At 61.0% G+C, this 21,667-nt stretch carries 19 protein-coding genes; 1 reads left to right on the top strand and 18 read right to left on the bottom strand.

Annotated features, from left to right (window positions below):
- Positions 1–185: 185 nt before the first annotated feature.
- The 11 genes from ACP15U_RS19975 to glpD form a co-directional block, all read right to left on the bottom strand.
- Positions 186–1,325, bottom strand: a complete 1,140-nt coding sequence (locus ACP15U_RS19975; RefSeq protein WP_425046778.1) for an iron-containing alcohol dehydrogenase — start codon at positions 1,323–1,325, stop codon at positions 186–188.
- Positions 1,322–2,389, bottom strand: coding sequence for a class II fructose-bisphosphate aldolase (fba, locus tag ACP15U_RS19970; RefSeq protein WP_298571248.1), 1,068 nt, complete (start codon positions 2,387–2,389; stop codon positions 1,322–1,324). The genes ACP15U_RS19975 and fba overlap by 4 nt, the downstream gene beginning before the upstream one ends.
- A 15-nt stretch (positions 2,390–2,404) precedes the next feature.
- On the bottom strand, positions 2,405–3,451 hold the full coding sequence (locus ACP15U_RS19965) for a class 1 fructose-bisphosphatase (protein ID WP_425046777.1): 1,047 nt from the start codon (positions 3,449–3,451) through the stop codon (positions 2,405–2,407).
- A complete protein-coding gene (gene glpK / locus ACP15U_RS19960; RefSeq protein WP_425046776.1) occupies positions 3,415–4,893 on the bottom strand; it encodes a glycerol kinase GlpK in 1,479 nt (492 codons plus the stop codon). The genes ACP15U_RS19965 and glpK overlap by 37 nt, the downstream gene beginning before the upstream one ends.
- A 108-nt stretch (positions 4,894–5,001) precedes the next feature.
- The gene (locus tag ACP15U_RS19955; protein ID WP_425046775.1) at positions 5,002–6,714 is read right to left on the bottom strand and encodes an ABC transporter substrate-binding protein; all 1,713 of its coding nucleotides are present in this window, start codon (positions 6,712–6,714) and stop codon (positions 5,002–5,004) included.
- A gap of 88 nt (positions 6,715–6,802) precedes the next feature.
- On the bottom strand, positions 6,803–7,075 hold the full coding sequence (locus tag ACP15U_RS19950; RefSeq protein ID WP_425046774.1) for a DUF2160 domain-containing protein: 273 nt from the start codon (positions 7,073–7,075) through the stop codon (positions 6,803–6,805).
- Between the two features lie 24 nt (positions 7,076–7,099).
- The gene (locus tag ACP15U_RS19945) at positions 7,100–7,942 is read right to left on the bottom strand and encodes a carbohydrate ABC transporter permease (protein ID WP_425046846.1); all 843 of its coding nucleotides are present in this window, start codon (positions 7,940–7,942) and stop codon (positions 7,100–7,102) included.
- Positions 7,943–7,954: 12 nt separating this feature from the next.
- Positions 7,955–8,824: a carbohydrate ABC transporter permease gene (locus ACP15U_RS19940; RefSeq protein WP_425046773.1), complete on the bottom strand. Its 870-nt coding sequence runs from the start codon at positions 8,822–8,824 to the stop codon at positions 7,955–7,957.
- Positions 8,825–8,957: 133 nt separating this feature from the next.
- Positions 8,958–10,034: an ABC transporter ATP-binding protein gene (locus ACP15U_RS19935; RefSeq protein WP_298571264.1), complete on the bottom strand. Its 1,077-nt coding sequence runs from the start codon at positions 10,032–10,034 to the stop codon at positions 8,958–8,960.
- Between the two features lie 11 nt (positions 10,035–10,045).
- Positions 10,046–11,134: an ABC transporter ATP-binding protein gene (locus ACP15U_RS19930; protein WP_425046772.1), complete on the bottom strand. Its 1,089-nt coding sequence runs from the start codon at positions 11,132–11,134 to the stop codon at positions 10,046–10,048.
- A 13-nt stretch (positions 11,135–11,147) separates the two neighbouring features.
- Positions 11,148–12,746, bottom strand: coding sequence for a glycerol-3-phosphate dehydrogenase (gene glpD, locus ACP15U_RS19925; RefSeq protein WP_425046771.1), 1,599 nt, complete (start codon positions 12,744–12,746; stop codon positions 11,148–11,150).
- Between the two features lie 258 nt (positions 12,747–13,004).
- On the opposite strand from glpD, the gene ACP15U_RS19920 reads away from it, so the two are divergent.
- Positions 13,005–13,769: a DeoR/GlpR family DNA-binding transcription regulator gene (locus ACP15U_RS19920; protein WP_298571270.1), complete on the top strand. Its 765-nt coding sequence runs from the start codon at positions 13,005–13,007 to the stop codon at positions 13,767–13,769.
- A gap of 161 nt (positions 13,770–13,930) precedes the next feature.
- Here the strand turns inward: ACP15U_RS19920 and ACP15U_RS19915 are convergent, their stop codons facing one another.
- The 7 genes from ACP15U_RS19915 to ACP15U_RS19885 all read right to left on the bottom strand — a co-directional run bounded on the left by ACP15U_RS19915 (position 13,931) and on the right by ACP15U_RS19885 (position 21,654).
- Positions 13,931–15,292, bottom strand: a complete 1,362-nt coding sequence (locus ACP15U_RS19915) for an ISKra4 family transposase (protein ID WP_425046770.1) — start codon at positions 15,290–15,292, stop codon at positions 13,931–13,933.
- Positions 15,293–15,519: 227 nt separating this feature from the next.
- Positions 15,520–17,058 carry a class I adenylate-forming enzyme family protein gene (locus ACP15U_RS19910; protein ID WP_425046769.1) on the bottom strand — a complete coding sequence of 513 codons (1,539 nt, stop codon included), beginning with the start codon at positions 17,056–17,058 and terminating at the stop codon, positions 15,520–15,522.
- On the bottom strand, positions 17,055–18,077 hold the full coding sequence (locus ACP15U_RS19905) for an NAD(P)H-dependent flavin oxidoreductase (protein ID WP_425046768.1): 1,023 nt from the start codon (positions 18,075–18,077) through the stop codon (positions 17,055–17,057). Before ACP15U_RS19905 ends, ACP15U_RS19910 begins: the two co-directional genes overlap by 4 nt.
- Positions 18,074–18,871 (bottom strand): oxepin-CoA hydrolase, alternative type, encoded by a 798-nt coding sequence (locus ACP15U_RS19900; RefSeq protein ID WP_425046767.1) that lies wholly within the window; start codon positions 18,869–18,871, stop codon positions 18,074–18,076. The genes ACP15U_RS19905 and ACP15U_RS19900 overlap by 4 nt, the downstream gene beginning before the upstream one ends.
- Entirely contained in the window at positions 18,871–19,311 is a 441-nt protein-coding gene (locus ACP15U_RS19895) for a PaaI family thioesterase (protein ID WP_425046766.1), read from the bottom strand. The genes ACP15U_RS19900 and ACP15U_RS19895 overlap by 1 nt, the downstream gene beginning before the upstream one ends.
- 3 nt (positions 19,312–19,314) lie before the next feature.
- Complete coding sequence (locus ACP15U_RS19890) at positions 19,315–20,448, bottom strand: acyl-CoA dehydrogenase family protein (protein ID WP_425046765.1); 1,134 nt, start codon at positions 20,446–20,448, stop codon at positions 19,315–19,317.
- Positions 20,449–20,457: 9 nt separating this feature from the next.
- Positions 20,458–21,654, bottom strand: coding sequence for an acyl-CoA dehydrogenase family protein (locus tag ACP15U_RS19885; protein ID WP_425046764.1), 1,197 nt, complete (start codon positions 21,652–21,654; stop codon positions 20,458–20,460).
- Positions 21,655–21,667: the final 13 nt, after the last annotated feature.

Below are 21,667 nucleotides of genomic sequence, written 5' to 3'. Positions count from 1 at the left end.
AGTGACATTCCTGAATTGCTCACGGGTGACATTTTAGCTTTGCGGCTACAAGTATAAAGACGCTTAATGAAGTTTATGTTAATTAATTCTGGGCGATGCTCTAGATCGCAGTTTTGAGGTAAGCAATCCTAAGAAGAACGTCAAATCCACGTCAGTTATTGCTGGCAACTTCTAAAAACTGCCGGTCAAGCACGTTGCAGAATTTCGCAGATTTCACTTTGGTCAAGAACGACAGGATTGGCCTTGGTGGATGAGGCATTCGCGCTGAGCTTCCCGATTGTCTCGATTTCCGTTTCGAGAACACCTAAGTCGTACAGACTCGGCAATCCATTGGAATCGACAAACCGGTGTAGGGATAACACTCCGCTCCCCATCGGGACGCCAAGGCCATTGGCGAGCCATCCGTCCACTTCGTCAAATCGCGCGACGCTCTCTGATCGGCGCTTCAAGGCCTCGGAATTGATGGTAAGCCCGGAAGCCAGAAGCCTTCCGCAGATGGCCCCGTGGGCCGCGCCCCGCCCGCCGATAACAGAGGCGAGACCATGAATGATTCCCAATCCAGAATTCGCCAAGGCTATACCGCTGAGAAAGCTCGCGCGGGCCAGTGCGTCGCGTGCTTTGGCGTCTTCACACGTCATCAGCCTGTGCAATGCGGCCATGGCCGGACGGATATTGGCCTCGCACAGAGCGTCCGTCACCGGATTGGCCCGGTTGCACAGATAGCTTTCGATAAGCTGGGTAATCGCGTCCAGCGCGCTCGCCAGTGTCAGGCTTTTTGGGGACCTGTCGGTCAGTGCAGGGTCCACGATTGCCAGATCCGGCACGAGGCGCGGATCCCGCAGGCTGATCTTTGCCCGCCGTTCGGGAACGCCAATCACCGCATTGCGCGTCGCTTCGGCGCCGGTTCCGGCGGTTGTCGGGATGGCAATGAATGGCAAGGGATCATTCAGCTGTCGCGGGGATGCGGTGCCCAGTTCCAGATACTCCGCGACGTCGCCCTCGCTGACGCAGAGCCCGGCAACGGCCTTGCCCAGATCAAGAGTCGCGCCGCCCCCAACAGAGACAATGCACTCTGCCCTGTGATCGCGGGCGACGGCAACGGCATTGCGGACGCCTTCAAGATCCGGCTCTCCCGCCGAATACACGACTTGCAGGCAGCAGCCCGAACGGATCAGGTCCGCGGCCAGTTCGTCCACCCATGCCACCGACCTTCCCCGTACCAGCAAGACACGGGGTCCAATCCCGGCGACCTCGGCCGCGGCCGTAGCACGACAGTCACGACCGAAAATCGTACGTTTCGGGGCGGTCAGCGCAAAACCTGTCATGCGGCGGCGGCGCTCCCGGTTACCTGGCGGGCATAGTGCGCGGCCATGTCGGACAGGGCGATGGGCTTGATCCGGGGCGCATAGCCCGCGCTGCCGAATTGCTCGAACCGATCGCGGCAGACGGCGGACATGGCCTCGATGCCCGGCGCGAGGTATTTGCGCGGATCGAACTCACCGGGGTGTTTGGCAAAGACCGTGCGGATCGCGCCTGTCAATGCCAGCCGCAGATCCGTATCCACATTGACCTTGCGCACGCCATAGCGGATGCCGTTCTGGATTTCCTCGACCGGTACGCCCCAGGTTGGGGCAATCTCGCCGCCATGAGCATTGATGATGTCCTGCAACTCCTGCGGCACAGAGGAGGAGCCGTGCATCACCAGATGCGTGTCCGGCAGACGCGCATGAATCTCGCGCAGGCGGTCAATCGCGAGGATGTCGCCATCCGGTTTGCGGGTGAACTTGTAGGCCCCGTGCGATGTGCCGATGGCTACCGCCAGCGCATCGACGCCGGTCAGACGCACGAAGTCTGCCGCTTCTTCCGGGTCGGTCAGAAGCTGTTCACGCGACAAGGCCCCTTCGAACCCATGACCGTCCTCGGCCTCTCCACGCAGGGTTTCGAGCGACCCCAGATGCCCGATTTCCCCCTCCACCGACACACCCACCAGATGCGCCATTTCGACGACCTTGGCCGTCACGGCAACGTTTTCGTCAAACGTGGTGGGCGTCTTGCCATCGGCTTTGAGAGAGCCGTCCATCATGACCGAGGAGAACCCGTTGGTGATCGCCGAAAGGCAGGTCGCGGGCGCGTTGCCATGGTCCTGATGCATGCAGACCGGGATATGCGGGTAAAGCTCGATCGCGGCGCGGATCAGGTGTGACAGCACGATGTCATTGGCAAAGGCGCGCGCGCCCCGGCTGGCCTGCATGATGACCGGGCTTTGGGTGGCGTCCGCTGCCGCCATGATGGCCAGCATCTGCTCCATGTTGTTCACGTTGAACGCGGGCAGCGCGTAATCATGTTCCGCCGCGTGATCGAGCAGCTGACGCAGGGATACGAGAGCCATGGGGGTGTCCTTTCTTCAGGACGCGGCCGAACCGGCGTCCGCAATATGATATTGTGCAATTCGGCCCACCTCTTTGGCGGAGCCAAGGATGACCGGCACGCGCTGATGATGGCCCGTGGGCTGAAGATCGAGAATGCGGCTATGGCCGTCCGTGGCGGCGCCGCCCGCTTGCTCCACCAGAAGCGCCATCGGGCTTGCCTCGTAGAGCAAACGCAGTTTTCCACCTGTCGCGCGGTTGCCGTCATCTGCCGGGTATAGGAACACGCCGCCACGCGTCAGGATTCGGTGCACCTCGGCCACCATCGACGCGGTCCAGCGCATGTTGAAGTCGCGCCCGCGCGGGCCGGTCGTCCCCGCAAGGCATTCATCCACATAGCGCCGCACCGGCGGCTCCCAGAGGCGATAGCGCGAGGCGTTGATGGCAAATTCGGATGTCTCTGCCGGGATCGTCATGCGCGGATGGGTCAGCCGGAAATCGCCGGTGCCGTATTCACAGGAAAACCCGTAAACGCCGCTGCCGACAGTCAGGACCAGCATCATGGTCGGGCCAAAGATCGCGTATCCCGCGCAGTTCTGCGCGCGCCCCGCTTTCAGCACGTCGCGGTCACTATCCGTTTCCACGGTGCAGATCGAGAAAATCGAGCCGACCGACATGTTGACATCGATATTCGAGGACCCGTCCAGAGGATCGTAAAACAGGAGATAGTCGCCCGCCTGCGGGTCTTTGAGCCAGACCGCGTCTTCCCGCTCTTCACTGACCAGTGCGGCAAGCCGGGGCGAGCTTTCGCAAATCCGGGCGAAGACCTCATCTGCGATCACGTCGAGTTTCTTCTGGTCTTCGCCTTGCACATTGGTGTCTCCGGCAAGGCCATGATTGCCCTCGAACGCCGCGTTGCGCAGCCGGTTGCCGATCACCCGACAGGCCGAGGCGATGTCCTCGATCAGAAAAATAAGGTTCGGGTCAAGCCCGCCCGCATCGGCATGCCGGGTCAGGAACCGACGTAGAGTAACAGGTTCGGACATGCTCAGAAGCTCATCGTCGCGGTCACGGCCCGTTGCCATGCTGCATATTTCCGGTCGCGGGTTTCAGCATCCATCGACGGCTCGAAACTCCGGTCCAGCGCCCAGGTCGCGGCGAAGCCGTCCATGTCGGGATAGATCCCGGCGCGGCTGCCCGCGAGCCAGGCCGCGCCAAGGGCGGTGGTCTCCAGCACTTTGGGCCGGTCCACGCGGGCGTCGATGATGTCGGAGAGAAACTGCATCGTGTAATCCGACGCGCTCATGCCGCCGTCTACGCGCAGCACCGCATCGCCTTTTCCGCCCATATCCGCCTGCATCGCTGCCAGCAGATCGCGGGTCTGATAGCCCACGCTTTCCAGCGCCGCACGGGCCAGTTCCGCAGGCCCGGAGCCACGGGTCAGGCCAAACACCGCGCCGCGGCATTCGGCATTCCAATAAGGCGCGCCCAGCCCGGTGAAGGCGGGCACCAGCACCACGTTCTGCGCGGCGTCGGCGGCGTCTGCCAATGGTTGGGTTTCCTTGGCCTCGCGGATGATCTTCAGCCCGTCGCGCAGCCATTGCACCACGGCACCGGCGATAAAGATCGAGCCCTCCAGCGCATAGGTCGGTTTGCCGTCCAGCTGATAGGCGATGGTGGTGAGCAGCCGGTTTTGCGACCGCACCGGCGTCTCGCCCGTGTTGATCAGCGCGAAACAGCCCGTGCCATAGGTCGATTTCAGCATGCCGGGTTCGAAACAGGCCTGCCCCAGGGTGGCGGCCTGCTGATCGCCCGCGATGCCCAGGATCGGGATGGGACGGCCAAAGAGATCGGGGCGCGCTTCGCCGAACTCAGGCGCGCAATCGCGGACCTCGGGCAGCATGGAGATGGGGATGTTCAGCCTGTCGCAAATGGTCTGCGACCAGCGCCCTTTGCGAATGTCATAAAGCATGGTGCGCGCGGCATTGGTGGCGTCGGTCAGGTGCTGCTTGCCGCCGGTGAGGTTCCAGACGAGCCATGTATCCACCGTGCCAAAGACCAGCTCCCCGGCCTCGGCGCGCGCCCGCGCACCCTCGACATTGTCGAGCAGCCAAGCCAGTTTCGTGCCGCTGAAATAGGGGTCGAGCAGCAGCCCCGTGCGGTCGGTCACGACCTCCTCAAACCCGTCATCCTTCAGCGCCTTGCACATGGCCGAGGTGCGCCGGTCCTGCCAGACGATGGCGTTGTGGATGGGTTTGCCGGTTTTGCGGTCCCAAACCAGCGTGGTTTCGCGCTGGTTGGTGATGCCGATGGCGGCGATTTCGGCGCCGCCGGATTTCTCGATAGCGGCGCGGCAGGTCGCGGCAGTGGTGGCCCAGAGATCGCCCGGATCATGTTCAACCCAGCCGCTGTCGGGGAAATGCTGGGGGAACTCTTCCTGCGCCGAGGCGACAGCCTTCATCGCGCCGTCAAACAAAATCGCCCGTGTCGATGTCGTGCCCTGATCAATGGCCAGAATATGGGTCATGACCGCCTCTCCTCAAAGCGATGTTTGTCGGTGCCGCAATGGGCAAGTTGTCGTGGGAAGTGACTTGGTGGTCGAGGCCCAAAGAGGGCCCCGACCGGGGAGGAAGGCTTACTGCCAGGACGCGATCAGCTCATCGTAGCTGACAGTCTGGGGTTCTTCGTCTTCGTTTTCAAGCTTGGCGTAGGGCGCGCCGGGCTGGGCGAACCAGTACTCCGCATCACGCTCTTCGTTCATCTTGGGACCGATATCGCCCTGAATACCAGCGCGCTCCAGACGCTCAAGAACGCGTTCCTGGTCGGCGCAGAGGCTGTCCAGTGCTTCCTGTGCGGTCTTGGCGCCGGACATGGCGTCACCGATGTTCTGCCACCACAGCTGGGCCAGCTTCGGGTAATCCGGAACGTTGGTGCCGGTGGGCGACCACTGCACGCGCGCCGGCGAGCGGTAGAACTCGACCAGACCGCCCAGTTTGTCGGCACGCTCGGTGAAGCTGTCATGCTGCACGGTAGATTCGCGGATGAAGGTCAGACCCACATGGGATTTCTTCACGTCCACGGTTTTCGAGGTGACGAACTGGGCATAGAGCCACGCGGCTTGCGCACGATCCACCGGGGTGGATTTCATCAGCGTCCAGGACCCTGCGTCCTGATAGCCGACCTTCTGGCCATCTTTCCAGTAAACGCCATGCGGGCTGGGTGCCATGCGCCATTTCGGCGTACCGTCCTCGTTCATCACCGGCAGGCCGGGCTTCACGGTGTCGGCGGTAAAGGCGGTGTACCAGAACATCTGCTGGGCGATATTGCCTTGTGCCGGGATCGGTCCTGCCTCGGAGAAGGTCATGCCCGCCGCTGCCGGGGGTGTGTATTTCTCCAGCCATTCGATGGCTTTTTCCACAGCATAGACCGCCGCAGGCGCGTTGGTTGCGCCGCCACGGGCCACGCAGGAGCCAACCGGCTGCGAGTTCTCGTTCACACGAATGCCCCATTCGTCCACGGGCAGACCGTTGGGCTCACCCACGTCTCCCATACCGGCCATGGACATCCACGCATCGGTGTAGCGCCAGCCGAGCGAGGGGTCTTTCTTGCCGTAGTCCATGTTGCCAAAGACTTCGCCTTCGACACCCAGATGCGACAGATCGCGACCGGTGAAGAACTCGGCAATGTCCTCATAAGCAGACCAGTTGACCGGAACGCCAAGATCATAGCCATAGGCGGCTTTGAAGTCGGCCTTGTTCTTTTCGTCATTGAACCAGTCATAGCGGAACCAGTAGAGGTTCGCGAATTGCTGGGTCGGCATCTGGTAGACTTTGCCATCCGGGCCAGTGGTAAAGCTCAACCCGATGAAATCATCCAGATCCAGCGTCGGCAGGGTCACGTCCGCTCCCTCGCCCGCCATCCAGTCGGTCAGGTTGCGCACCTGCTGATAGCGCCAGTGGGTGCCGATCAGATCCGAGTCGTTGATATAGGCGTCATAGATGTTCTCGCCCGACTGCATCTGGGTCTGCAGCTTTTCGACCACGTCGCCTTCGCCGATCAGGTCATGGGTGACCTGGATGCCGGTGATGGCTGTGAATGCGGGCGCCAGAACCTGGCTCTCGTATTCATGCGTGGTGATGGTCTCGGAAACGACCTTGATCTCCATGCCTGCGAACGGCTTGGCCGCGTCGACAAAGAACTGCATTTCCGCTTCCTGCTCGGCGCGGCTGATCGACGACAGATCGCCGATTTCCGCATCGAGGAACGCCTTGGCCGCGTCCATGTCGGCAAAGGCCGGGCCCGCAAGGACCAGCAGCGCCGCTGTTGTTGATTTGAGGTTAAGGTTCATTGGTATTGTCCTCCCATTTTGAACCGATGAATGAGGAAGTTCGAGACGTGGCCGGGTCTCCTCCTGTCCCGGCCACGGGGGCCTGTGCCTACACCCAGCGGAACACCGCGGCGGCGTAGATCAGGCAGACGATGAGGGCGTAAGGTTGTTGCGCCCCAACGATCCCGAGCCAGGCCAGATTGATAAAGGCCGAGCCCAGAAGGGTGATGAAGAGCCGGTCGCCCCTCGTTGTTTCGATCCGCAGAATGCCCGTGCGGGGCGTTTCCGGGAATTTGATCGCGAGCACCGTGAAGGTGATCAGCAATGAGGCGATGACCATGAAGAAAATCGCGGTCGGCCAGGTCCATGCCATCCAGTCCATTGAAAGTCCTCCCTTGCTTCAGACTTACACACGACCCAGGGCAAAGCCCTTGGCGATGTAGTTGCGGACGAAGTAGATCACGAGCGCGCCGGGCACGATGGTCAGGATACCGGCGGCCGCCAGCACGCCCCAGTCGATGCCCGATGCCCCTTGGGTCCGGGTCATGATCGCGGCGATGGGTTTTGCGTCCACCGTGGTGAGCGTGCGGCTCAGCAGCAGCTCCACCCATGAGAACATGAAGCAGAAGAACGCGGCAACCCCGATTCCGCTGGCGATCAGCGGCGTGAAGATCTTCACGAAGAAGCTGCCAAAGCTGTAGCCGTCGATGTAGGCGGTTTCGTCGATCTCCTTTGGAACGCCGCGCATGAAGCCTTCCAAAATCCAGACCGCGAGCGGTACGTTGAACAGGGTATGCGCCAGCGCCACGGCGATATGCGTGTCGAACAAACCCACCGAGCTGTAGAGCTGGAAGAAGGGTAGCGCAAAGACCGCGGGCGGGGCCATCCGGTTGGTCAAGAGCCAGAAGAACAGGTGCTTGTCGCCCATGAAGTGATAGCGCGAGAAGGCATAAGCCGCCGGCAGCGCCACCGCGAGGGAAATCACCGTGTTCACCGTCACGTAGATGATCGAGTTCACATAGCCCATATACCAGGCCGGATCGGTGAGGATCGTGGCGTAGTTGGCGAATGTGAGATTGCGCGGGAACAGCGTGAACTCGTTCAGGATCTCGGTGTTGGTCTTCAGGCTCATGTTCAGCAGCCAGTAGATCGGCAGCAGAAGGAACAGGAGATAGAGGGTCATCACCACGAGACGGCTGTTGATCTTGGGCAGCGCACGCCTGCGGGACGCGGTTTGGTTTACGGTCATATCGGCCATGGGTCAGCCCTCCCGCTTATCAAGGTTGGTCATCACGGTGTAGAACACCCAGGAGATGAGAAGGATCACGAGGAAATACATGATCGAGAAAGCCGCCGCCGGTCCAAGGTCGAACTGTCCCAGCGCCATTTTGACGAGATCGATCGACAGAAGCGTGGTGGCGTTGCCGGGGCCACCGCCGGTGACGACGAACGGCTCGGTATAGATCATGAAGCTGTCCATGAAGCGCAACAGGATCGCGATCATCAAGACGCCCGCCATCTTGGGCAGTTCGATGAAGCGGAACACTTTCCAGCGCGACGCCTGGTCGATCTTGGCCGCCTGATAATAGGCGTCGGGGATCGACTTCAGACCGGCAAAGGCCAGAAGCGCAACAAGCGAGGTCCAGTGCCACACATCCATCACGATGATGGTGATCCAGGCCGCAACGATGTCCTGCGTATAGTTGTAGTTGATGCCGAGCGCATCAAGCGTGTAGCCCAGCAGACCAATGTCAACACGGCCAAAGATCTGCCAGATCGTGCCAACCACGTTCCATGGAATGAGCAGCGGCAGCGACATCAGCACAAGGCAGAAGGACGACCAAAAGCCGGATTTCGGCATGTTCAGCGCCACGAAGATGCCCAGCGGGATTTCGATGGCCAGAATGATGCCCGAGAACATGAGCTGGCGGCCAAGCGCGTCCCACATGCGTTCCGAGCGCAGCATTTCTTCGAACCATTCGAGCCCGGCCCAGAAGAACTGGTTATTCCCGAACGTGTCCTGCACGGAGTAGTTGACCACGGTCATCAGCGGGATCACCGCCGAAAAGGCCACCAGAAGCAGCACAGGCAGGACGAGAAACCATGCCTTTTGATTGACTGTCTTTTCCATTACTTCGCCCCCTCCCCGGAAGATTGCGCCACGGGGCGCGCGATTTGTGCGGATGCCTGATCGAGGAAACGGTCAACCATTTGGATCTGGCGTTCCATGATCTGTTGCGATGTCAGGATCGGACGGCCATCCATCACGCGACCTCCCCGCTGACGCGCCAGTCATTGGCGTAGACATTGACGCGGGTAGCATCAAAGGTGACGCGGTTCATATCGGCGCTGATATGGTCGTCTTCGCCCGCGATGATGTTGATGTCAGTGCCGAAGAATTCGGCCCGGACCAGCTTGTGGCGGCCCACATCCTCAACACGTCGCACCTTGACCGGCAGGCCCTCGGTCTGGCTCAGCTTGGCGAATTCCGGGCGTACGCCGATCTCGACCTTGCCGTCGAGCGGTTTATAGCCTTGGGCCAGCTCGACATAGGAGCCGTTCACATAAGCCTTGTTGCCGTCGATCTTTGCCGGGATCACGTTCATGCCGGGCGAGCCGATGAAATAGCCCACGAAAGTATGTTCGGGCCGCTCGAACAGCTCTTCGGGCGTGCCGATCTGTACCACGCGACCGTCATACATGACGACAACCTTGTCGGCGAAGGTCAACGCCTCGGTCTGGTCATGGGTCACATAGATCATGGTGTGACCGAAATCGTGGTGCAGCTGTTTCAACTGAGTCCGCAGCTCCCATTTCATATGCGGGTCAATCACGGTTAGCGGCTCGTCAAACAAGAGCGCGTTCACGTCCTTGCGCACCATGCCACGGCCCAGCGAAATCTTTTGCTTGGCATCGGCGGTCAATCCGCGCGCCTTGTTCCGCAGTGTCTCTTCCATGCCGATCATGCGTGCGATTTCCTGCACACGTGCCGCGACATAGGCCTCGTCGTGGCCGCGATTGCGCAGCGGGAAGGCTAGGTTGTCGTGCACCGTCATCGTGTCGTAGACCACCGGGAACTGGAACACCTGGGCGATGTTGCGCTCGGCGGTGGGGGCGTGTGTCACGTCCTGCCCGTCGAACAGGATGCGGCCCTGCGACGGGTGCAGAAGCCCTGAAATGATGTTGAGCAGCGTGGACTTGCCACAGCCCGACGAGCCGAGCAGCGCATAGGCTTCGCCGTCGGTCCAGTCATGGTTCAGTTCCTTCAGTGCAAAGTCATCTTCGCTGCCCGGGTTGGGCAGGTAGGAATGCGCGAGGTTATCAAGTGTGATCTTGGCCATGGTGTCCTCCCTCAGGCCGCAAGCGCATAGGCGGCGGGGGCCACCAGCTTGCCGTCTTCGCCAAAAATGTAGACATGGCGGGGGTCCAGCCAGACATCGAGCCGCGCACCCAGTTCCAGCTCATGAACCCCATGGATCAACCCGACCCAGCGTTCGCCGAAATGGTCCAGGTGAACAAAGGTTTCCGACCCGGTCAGCTCGGTCACCGACAGTTTCGTGGCGAATTGCATCGCGTTTGCCGAATGCTGGCTGATCTCAAGATGGTTCGGGCGGAACCCGGCGGTGTAGCGGCCATCGGCCAATTCGGCGAGCTTGCCGGTTGCCGCGGTGCTCTGACCATCGCCGAACATGATGCGGTCGCCAGTCTTGGAGATCGGCAGGAAGTTCATCGGCGGATCCGAGAAGACCCGCGCCGTGGTGGCATCCACCGGCTGGCGATAGACCGACGGGGTCGGGCCGAACTGGGTGATACGCCCTTCGGACAGGGTGGCGACATTGCCGCCCAGAAGCAGCGCCTCTTCCGGCTCTGTCGTAGCATAGACAAAGATCGAGCCCGAGGCCTCAAAGATTTTCGGAATCTCGACCCGCAGCTCTTCGCGCAGCTTGTAATCGAGGTTCGCGAGCGGCTCGTCGAGCAGTACAAGCCCGGCATTCTTGACCAGCGCGCGCGCCAAAGCGCAGCGCTGTTGCTGACCGCCCGACAATTCCAGCGGCTTGCGCTCCAGCATCGGGGTCAGCTTCATCAATTCGGCGGTTTCGCGGACGCGGGCGTCGATCTCGGCCTTGTTCGCGCCCATCAGCTTCATCGGCGAGGCGATGTTGTCATAGACACTCATCGACGGGTAGTTGATGAACTGCTGGTAAACCATCGCCACCTTCCGGTCCTGAACGCGCTGGCCGGTGACATCCTGATCGTTCCAGATCACCTGTCCCGTGGCGGGCACATCGAGCCCGGCCATCAGCCGCATCAGCGATGTCTTGCCCGACAGGGTCGGTCCAAGCAGCACATTCATCGTGCCCTTTTCCAGCGTCAGATCCGTCGGGTAGATATGTGTCTGCCCCTCGACGGTCTTTGATACGCCTCTCAATTCGAGCGTCATCAGGTCCTCCTCCTTATTCCGCCGCCGCGGGTGTGGAATGGCGACGTTGCGCCATCCACTTATCGAGCGCCTGGGTTTGCTCGGCCGTCAGCCGCAGCCCCAGCTTGTTGCGCCGCCAGATCACGTCCTCTGCCGTGCGCGCATATTCATGTGTCATGAGCCAGCGGATCTCGGTTTCGGTCAGCGTGGCGCCGAATTCCTGCCCAAGATCAGTGGCTTGCTTTGCATCGCCCAGAATGCCTAGGGCCTCTGTGCCATAGGCGCGTACCAGCCGCAGCGCCCAGAAATCGTTCAGGAACGGAAAACGGGACTGCAGATCGGCCACCAGACGCGCCACCCCATCGACCGGAAAATCCCCGCCGGGCAGTGCGACGCCAGCGGTCCATTTGCCCTTGGTCAGTGTCAGGTGTTCCCCGATTTTCTCCATCGCGCTTTCCGCGAGGCGGCGATAGGTGGTGATCTTGCCGCCAAAGATATTCAGCACCGGCGCGCCTGCGCTGGTATCGACCTTGAGCGTATAGTCCCGCGTTGCCGCCGTGGCGCTGCTTGCGCCGTCATCATAAAGCGGGCGAACGCCGGAATAGGTCCAGACCACATCGTCGCGGGTCAGCTGCTGTTTGAAATACTGGTTGGCAAAGCCAAGCAGGTAATCCTGTTCCTCGGGCGTGCAATCCGGTTTGACCGAGGGATCAGAATGTTCGGCATCCGTGGTGCCGATCAGGGTATAGTCGGCCTCATAGGGGATCGAAAAGATGATCCGCCCGTCCGCTCCCTGAAAGAAATAGCATTTGTCGTGATCGTATAGCTTGCGGGTCACGATATGGGAGCCGCGGACCAGCCGCACACCTTCACGCGAATTCAGCCGCACCTTGGTCTGGATGATGTCCCCGACCCAGGGTCCGCCCGCGTTGACCAGCATCCGGGCATAAAAAGTCCGCAGATGGTTGTTTTCGGTATTGCGCGTTTCAATGCGCCATAGCCCATTTTCGCTTGTCGCACTGACAACCTGTGTACGGGTCAAGACATGCGCGCCGCGTGCTTCGGCGTCGCGGGCATTGAGCACCACAAGGCGCGAATCCTCAACCCAGCAGTCAGAATATTCATAGGCCTTGGCAAAACGATCCTGCAGCGGCGCGCCCTCTTTCGAGCCGCTCAGCTCCACGGTCGACGTCCCCGGCAGGATCTTGCGCCCGCCCAGGTGGTCATACATAAACAGCCCCAACCGGATGAGCCAAGCGGGCCTGCGCCCTTTCATCCACGGCATGAAGAGGCTGAGAAGTTTGGAAGTCGGCGTATCCGACTCAAACCGCATATCTTTATGATAAGGAAGCACAAAACGCATCGGCCAGCTGATATGTGGCATCGCCTTCAAAAGCGTTTCCCGCTCGATCAGCGCCTCGCGTACCAGCCGGAATTCGAAATATTCCAGGTACCGCAACCCGCCATGAAACAGCTTGGTCGATGCCGACGATGTCGCCGAGGCAAGGTCGTTCATTTCCGCCAATGTCACCGATAGCCCACGCCCCGCCGCGTCCCGGGCGATGCCGCAGCCATTGATGCCGCCGCCAATGATGAACAGGTCCGTGATTTCCGTGTCGGTCGGGTGTGCCACGCGATTCTCCTCCAAGCGCGTTGTGCCACATTTGTGACGAAATCGCAGGAAGATCGCAACATAAAAATTTTCGTTTATGTTCGATTCTGAGCTTACTGGGGAATATCAACGGCTTACCCTACGTCAATTTGCGCGAGATCAGACAGAACAGAGCCAACCTGGGGAATTTTTGTTGCCTTTCTATTCGTTTTTCGCGAAGCTCTTGCCCCAACGCCGCACAGATCCGGCCGTAAACGATATTGGGAGACAAGGCCGATCATGTCGCAAACATTCCGCCATCCCGAAATTCTTGAGATCGTGCGCCGCGAAGGCAAGGTTACGGTCGAGGGGCTTGCCCGGCATTTTGACGTGACGCTTCAGACCATTCGCCGGGATCTGACGGATCTTGCCGATGCGGGGCGTCTGGAACGGGTGCATGGCGGCGCGGTCCTGCCGTCGGGCACAACCAATATCGGTTATGAAGAGCGCCGCTCGCTCAAGTCCGACGAAAAGCGCGCCATGGCCCGCGCATGTGCAGCGGAGATCCCGAACGGCATTTCGCTGTTTCTCAATATCGGCACGTCAACCGAGGCCGTCGCGCAAGAGCTGATGCATCATGAAAACCTCATGGTTGTCACCAACAACATGAACGTGGCCAATATCCTTGCCGGGAACCGCGATTGCGAAATCATCGTAACCGGCGGACAATTGCGCCGCGCCGATGGCGGGCTGGTTGGCAATCTGGCCGCGGAAACAATCCGCCAGTTCAAATTCGATCTGGCCGTGATTGGCTGTTCCGCGCTGGATCGCGAAGGCGACCTTTTGGATTTCGACATTCAGGAGGTCAGCGTCAGCCAGGCCATCCTGCGCCAGTCCCGCAAGACATATTTGGTCGCCGACCAGTCGAAACTTTCACGCAGCGCCCCGGCCCGGATTGCCTCACTCGCTGATATTGACACGTTTTTTACCGATCGGCCCTTGCCCGCGGACCTGGCCACGTCATGTGATGCCTGGCGGACGAAACTTGTTGTCGCTGACCGGTGACGCGGTCAGATTGCAATCTCTGCCAGATCGGGAAGGAGTTGCAGTGAGCACCATTCATTGGTGCCTTCGCAGAGTTTGACTTTTCTTTGGGCACCTCAAAAAATTGCTGTCGCGTTGCCCTTAAAACTGAGACACGACGGGGAGTGGACGGAACATGGGGGTCATGTGGCGCGTTTGCTGTTTGCAACCGTCAGGCGACCGTCGAGGACGGCGGCCCGTGTGATGGCAACTCGGTGAGCCCCTTTTGGTGACCACCTCATCCTTCTGCGCTTTCCCATGCGGGAATTGGCAATGTCATCGACTGATCCTTCGGCACGAGAAGACGAGATGGGCAGCCCTTTACGGTACCGTCGGCCATAGTCGACAAGGGATTCCATGTTGTTCGCGAGATAGGTGTACGGTGTCTCGCAGCGGACCTGCACGCGAGCGGCAGCGGTGCGGACAGCCAGAGGTTCTTCCGCAAGGCGGGCGCAATCGTGCATGAGCCCCTTCAGATAAGTTTCCGCGACACGTGCTCTGCCGTGCCAAAGCCACCAGCGGAGGCTTTTCGCAGGGCGCTGGAACAGCACTGGATTGCCGGCAAAACTTTGTGTCTGGACGAGCCCCTGAACGGCTGCCTCGACATGCTGCACACGCATGGAGATGTGCCACCAGTCGAGAATATGCTTCACCGGGGCGTCGCCGTTGGTGGCATTTCGGATCAGATTTGGCAAAGCTGGCTCGCCGTCCGAGATCACCGTCAACAGACGGCCTGGCTTCCATCCGAAGTCTGACAGCTCGTCTCGCATTCGGCTGCCTGGCGATGCCGTCGCATTGGCGACCAAGCCAAATCGTCGGCACATATTGCGGCTTTCAATCTTACCGACCACAAGATCCAGGTGTCGCTGCTGATACTCCGGTCGACAGCGGATATGCGCACCGTCCAGAAAAACCGTCAAACCACCTTTGGGCGGTGCTTCAACGGGATCGACTGATGCCCTTCGACTTTTCTCGAGCCCCGTGGCGACTCTACCCAACCGGTCACGCACCGTGGTGTGATGGGGCGGGTGGCAGGGCAAGAAGCTCTTCATCAGCCGTGCGGCTTCGCGAAAGGAATGCCGGGACCCAAGCTCCGCATGGAGCCGCTGCAGTTCCGGGGTAGCTCGGTCTGGAAAGAAATAGGCCAGCGGAGAAATAGGCCCGCCGGGCATCGCCGCTGACCTCACATCACAAGAACAGCGGCGCAAGCGCGCGGCTTTGACCCGAACCCGACCAAAGAGCGTGTCAAGAACGCGCGTGCGATAGTCATGAATGGCACGAACCGAGGCGCAATCCGGGCATATGCGGCTCTCTCGAGTGATCTCCTCGACCTGATCGTAAAGGATTACCCTCTGGATCTGTTCGACGATCCTCTTCCCATCCTCAAGGCGCAGCCCGATCCCGTCTGGGCAGGTAACCCGGTAGGGTCGAGATATGCTATCAAGCTGATGGGTACGCTTCTCCCCGTTGTCGAAAATCGTTTCGATCGTAATCCGAACGTCCATGGCAGCCCCCCTCGCAAAGAGCTTACCTTAGCACAGGCCAGACCACCGACGACGACCCCCATGTTTTGTCCACTCCCTCGTGTCTCAGATTTAAGGGCAACGCGACATTCGCCTTTCGGTCGCGGCCCATTTCCTGCCACTCACAACGTCAAAATCCTGCTGCACCGTGGCTCATCATTGCTGCCATTAGCCGCGTTTGCAAAGTCGGTGAACGGATGCCCGCTGCATCACTCCTTTGGCGGAGATTTTACCAACTGCTCTGCAAAGGTGGACAACAGCTTGTGCTTCAATATCTTGCCAGTCGCGGCGGCGGGCAATTCGGTGGTCAGGATGATGCGTGACGGGCGCTTGTAACTGGTCAATCGGTCGGAGACGAAAACCCTGAGCGTTTCGGGGTCCAGTGACGCTGGATCGGAGCATTGGACGAAGGCAAGGATTTCCTCGTTCCCCCCTTCAACAGCGCGGCCGATCACGGCCGACTGGATGACCTGAGGATGGTCGTTCAGGGCCGCCTCGACCTCGGGCGGGTAAACGTTAAAGCCGCCGCGGATGATCAACTCCTTGCTGCGGCCGACCACGTGCAGGTTGCCTGCCTCGTCGATCTTGCCGAGATCGCCGGTGCGTAGCCAACCGTCTCGATCAATGGTTTTGGCGGTTTCTGCGGGGTTCTTGAAATAGCCTTTCATCACGTGCGGGCCACGGGTCAGGATCTCGCCGGTCTCGGTGTCGTTCTCGGCGCCGACCGATGTGTCGAGCCGGATCTCGATACCTGGGAGAGGCGGACCGACGCTGGTATCCGGCGTTCCGATCGGATTGCGCGTACCGCAGATGCCGGCGGTGCTTTCCGTCATGCCGTACCCGTTCTGCAAGGCAAGGCCATAGAACGCTTCGGCCTTTCGCTTCCATGCGGGGTCCAGAGGGGCGGCGCCCGACGAGACATAACGCAGCTTGCTGTTTTCAAGGCGCGTGAACCCCTGATCGCGGGTATATTGCATCAGCAGCGCGTGCATCTGCGGTACGCCGGGGAACACTGTTACGCCGTTCCTCAGCGCCTCGTAGACGCGGTCGGGGCGGAAGCGGGTCTCAAGCTGTACGGTGGCACCGGCATGGCTCGCCGCCATCAGCATCGAAGCAAGGCCGAACACGTGGGTCAGCGGCAGCACGCCATAGACGCGGTCGCCGGGCGCCATGCCGCGGAGTTCGGCGGAAATGCGCCCGGCGAACAGCAGGTTGGCATGAGTCAGCATCACACCCTTGGGTACACCGGTTGTGCCGGTAGTATAGAGGATCACAGCGGTTTCATCTGGGCCGTTTTCCACCGGCTCCGGGTTGCTTGGTGCGGTCACGGCCAGCGCGATGGTGCCGAAGGACGTATTTTGGGTTTCGGACCGGGCGGTTTCTGCGTGAGCAGCAGCCTCGGTGGACACGGCGGTGGTGAAGATCGTGACACGAGGTGTTGCGTGATCCAGCACGCGACTGATTTCCGCCGGGGTCATGCGTGCGTTGACCGGAACGGCATAGGCACCCACTGTACTGGCGGCGAAGATGAGGACCGCTGTTGCATGGCAATTCTCGGAGACGATCGTAACTCGGTCACCGGATTGAACGCCTTGGCCGTGGAGGATCGCAGCAGCCTCAGCAATGGCTTCACGGTGTTCGGCATAGGTCACCTCGCGCCCGTCACAATCTATGACAGCTACGGCGTCGGGCATCCGGCGGGCCTTGTCGGCGACCAGGTGGTGAATGCGTGTGATTTGATCATTCATGAGGTTATGGCCTCGGCATGCTGTGTTGCAGTTTGGTGCGGGCGCAGACGCGACAGCGCCGTCCGCGCTTCCTGTTCCAGCTGCGCCACGATGTCGGCCAGTGGCGCGATGCGATCCGTCAGGCCCAGCGATTGTCCGGCCGAAAGCATCCCGCGCGACACGTCGCCGGTTTCATATGCCTTCCGGCCAATCGCGCCAGAGACATGGGGCATAAGCGCCGCAATTCCGATATTCGGATCGTCAGCCTCAAGCTGTTTCACGATCTCGGTCGTTTCATTGCAGAGCGTTCGGACGGTGTTGCGCACGCTGCTCATCGTCAGCGTCGTGTCGCGTTCACTGGCTACGACCAATGCCTGTTTGTACCCGTCGTGGGCGGTGACTTCCTCGGCCACAAGAAAGCGGGTGCCGATGACGACGCCGGACGCGCCACAGGCGAGCGCGGCAATGATTTGGCTTCCCGTTCCAATGCCGCCACCGATCAGGAACGGGATATCGAGGTCCCGCTCGGCCAGCGCCTGATTGACCATGCTACCGATGAGATCCAGCCCGGGATGGCCGCCGCATTCTGCGCCGACGATCGAGACCATATCGACGCCAACCGCCTGCGCCTTCACGGCGTAGCGCACGCTGGGCACCTTGTGCAGGACGGTGATGCCAGCCTGCTTCAGGATCGGCATGAAGGCTTCGGGGTTGCGGCCGGAGGTTTCGACGAAGCGGATGCCCTCGTCCGCGATCAGGCGGAAGATGTCGGCAATGTTTTCGCCTTCGACCAGTTTCGGAAGCATCGAGACGTTCACCCCAAAGGGGCGGTCGCCGCTCAAGCCGCGGCATTTCGCGATTTCCGCGCGCAGGGCGGCGGGATCGGGAAAGCTTGCGGCAGTGATGAAGGACATGATACCGGCCCGGGCGCCGGCGGCGACGTAAGACGCATCGGACAACCACATCAGACCACCAGCGACGATCGGCAAGCGGCAACCAAAGGCGCGTGTGACGGCGGTATCGAAAACCGGATCGGTCATGTATTCCGCCTCAGTTGCGCATATTCGGGTGTACGTTTCTCCAGGAAGGCAGCGATACCTTCTGCGGCCTCGGGCGCTGCGACGGCGTCAGCCATGGCATCGCGCTCGGCGTTCATCTGATCGCGTGGAGAAGCGGCGCGGGCGGCATTGACCAGTGCCTTGATCCTGCCGTGGGTGGTCGAGGGGCCTTTGCTGAGCCTGTCGGCAAGCGCGAGCGCGGCTGCAAAAACGTTTCCTTCTTCCTCCACCTGCGAGATCGCGCCGAGGGCGTGCAGGCGTTCGGCCGTGACGGGGTCGCCCAACAGCGCCATCTGCATGAGTGCGGCGCGCGGCAGATGGGCCGACAACGTGCTGGTCAATCCGCCATCGGGAACAAGCCCGGCCTTGACATAGGCGACGGTGAATTTAGCATTCCGATCCGCGACGATCAGATCGCAGGCAAAGGCGAGCGAGACGCCGGCCCCCGCGGCGCCGCCTTCGACTGCGGCAATCACGGGTTTGGGGCAGTCCATCACGGCGCGGATCACATCATGCAGGTCTTCGATTTTTGCCAATCGTTCTTCTCGGGGCAAGTCGCGGCGGGTGGCGAGCAGGCCGAGGTCTCCGCCGGCACAGAAAAAGCCGCCCGCGCCGCGCAGGATGACCGAAGTGATGCGGTCTTCGCGGGCGGCGAGGTCCATCGCGTCGTGCAGAACCCGGTAAAGGTCCGGCGACAACGCGTTGCGCTTGGCGGTGTTCTCGTTGACGACGACGAGGCGATCGCCGAGGTCCTGGAAATGGGCAAGCGGTTGCATCAGGCGTCCTTCTGTTCCGTTGTCTCAAGCCGGTCCTTTGGCACCCGTTTGAAAACGCCGGTTGCCGTGGCGATGAGGGTGCCGTCGGCATCCCGTACCGTGCCGTCCAGGAACAACAGCGCGCGGCCGCCGCCGACCACGTGGCCGGTTGCCGTCAATTCCGCCCCCTTCCGGGCCGGGGCAACGAATTGCGTACTGAGCGAGATCGTCAGAAACGGCGCACGCCCTTCGGGGTCCACCGTCAGGCTGGCAGTCGCCCCAAGCGCATTGTCGAGCATGGCTGTCGCTATGCCACCGTGCAGCACACCGTGGCGGTTGAGGTGCTGATCGGTCAACGTCAGATGACACCGGGCGCACTTGTCCTGCTGGCCGACGTCCAGGACGTAGCCGATCAGACGCTGCGCGCCGGTTTCGTCTCTGATCAATCCCTCTTCGTTCATGGCTCAGGCCACGGCCAGCGCAACGAAACGTTCAAGGTGATAGATCGCGTCGCCAAAACGATGGTCCACCATGATCAGGCGCTTTGCCAGATGGCCGAGTTCGTATTCTTCGGTCATGCCGATCCCGCCATGCATCTGGATGCTTTCCTCGGCCACCAGCTTGGCCGCGTTGCCGATCAGATTCTTGGTGGCGCTGACATGCGTATCACGGGTTTCTGCGGCGCTGTCGAGATGTCCGGCGAGGTTGATAACCGCCGACCGCGCCTGTTCGATTTCGATCAGAACATCGGCCATGCGGTGTTGCAGCGCCTGGAATTTACCGATGGATTTGCCGAACTGCTTGCGGGTTTTCAGATAGTCCGTGGTCAATTCCCGGATGCTTTCCATCAGGCCCAATGCTTCGGCGCAAATCGCCAGCGTGGCGCGGGCATTGAACTCGGCGATTGCGTCATAGGCACCGCCTTCGGGCCCCAAACGGGCACCGGCACCAAGCCTGACATCCTCGAGCAGGATCTCGGCGGCCTGACCGCCCGACACCAGGGGATAGCTGCGCAGGGTCATGCCGTCGATACCGGCGGGAACCAGGAACAGGCTGATGCCGTTCCGGTCCGCATCCGCGCCAGCGGTGCGGGCGCTGATCAGGACGTGATCGGCGGCAGGGGCATTGACAACGACGGCCTTGCGGCCGTTCAGGACATAGCCGTCGCCGTCGCGGGTCGCGGTGGTTTCCACAAGCGACATGTCATAGCGGCTGGAAGGCTCGGCATGGGCAAAGGCGAGCTGGGTCGAACCGGCGATGACAGCCTCCATCAGCTGTTTCTGGTCTTCATTGCCCAACGCCGCGATCAGGCCGCCGCCCAGTATCGCCGTGTCAAGCAGGGGGTCGACCGCGCCGACGCGGCCAAGCTCTTCAAACACCAGCGAAATGTCGAAGCCGCCGCCGGCAAAGCCGCCGTCGTCCTCGGAGAACAGCGCGCCGATGACGCCCATTTCGGCCAATCCGTTCCAGACATCCCGCGAAAAACCGAAATCGGCCTCGGCCAATTCGGCCCGCAACGAGGGCGTGTAGGTTTCCCTCAGAAAGCGGCGCAGGCCGTCCTGAAGCATCTGGCGTTCTTCTGTCAGTTCAAAATTCATGGTCTGTCCTTACAGTTCCAGAATGGCCTTGCTGATGATCGTGCGCTGGACCTCGTTCGATCCGCCGTAGATCGACAGTTTCCGGTTGTTGAGGTATTGCGCCGTGGCGCTTGCGGCGTAACCCGGACCGATGGGGCCCAGGTTGCTGCCCTCCTCCAGCGCCTCCGAGACAAATGGCATCGCGTACGGGCCCACGGCCGTGCGGGTCAGCGCGTTGATTTCCTGGCGGATGGTGGTGCCCTTGATTTTCAGCATCGAGCTTTCCGCGCCGGGTGCCTGACCTGCCGCGGCCTGAGAAATGACGCGCAGGTTGGTGATCGACATGGCCATCAGGTCGATTTCCACACGCGCGATACGAGCCGCGAAATACGGGTTTTCGATCAGGGGGCGGCCGTTTGACCTTTCGGCGCGGGCAATTCGTTTCAGGTTTTCCAGACCGGCATTGGCAAAGCCCACGCCGGCGATATTGGTGCGTTCATGGGTCAGCAGATATTTGGCGTAGGTCCAGCCCTTGTTTTCCTCGCCCACCAGGTTTTCGACGGGCACTCTGACATCGTCAAAGAAAACCTCGTTCACCTCGGGTTCGCCATCGATCAGGATGATCGGGCGGACCTTGACGCCGGGGCTGTTCATGTCCACCAGGAGGAACGAGATGCCCTCTTGCGGTTTGCCCTCTTTCGAGGTGCGGACAAGACAGAAGATCATGTTGGCGTGCTGGCCGAGGGTCGTCCAAGTCTTTTGCCCGTTGACCACATAATGGTCGCCGTCGCGCACCGCCGTCGTTCGCACCGAAGCAAGATCCGACCCTGCGCCGGGCTCCGAATAGCCCTGACACCACCAGTCATCGCCATTCAGAATGCGCGGCAGATAGTACTCCTGCTGCTCCTTGGAGCCGAATTTCTGCAAGACCGGCCCGAGCATGGCCAGACCGAAGGGCACGATGCGCGGGGCGGCGGCCCTGGTCATCTCGTCTTCGAAAATGTGGCGCCGGACCGCATCCCAGCCGGCACCGCCGAATTTCTTGGGCCAATTACCGGCAAGCCAGCCTTTCTCATTGAGAATAGCATGCCATTCCTCGTGATCCTGCTTGGTCAGGGTCTTGCCCTGCTTGACCTTGTCCGCAAGCCGGGCCGGCAGCTTTTCAGCCAGGAAGCGTCGCACTTCGTCGCGGAACGCCTTTTCTTCGTCGGTGTAGTTCAGGTCCATCGGGCGGTCCTCT

The organism is Primorskyibacter sp. S87 (genome assembly GCF_049801055.1).
Taxonomy (GTDB): domain Bacteria; phylum Pseudomonadota; class Alphaproteobacteria; order Rhodobacterales; family Rhodobacteraceae; genus JBNAGF01.
Note: the sequence above shows the minus strand (reverse complement) of the source record. Positions and strands in the feature narration are given on the sequence as shown.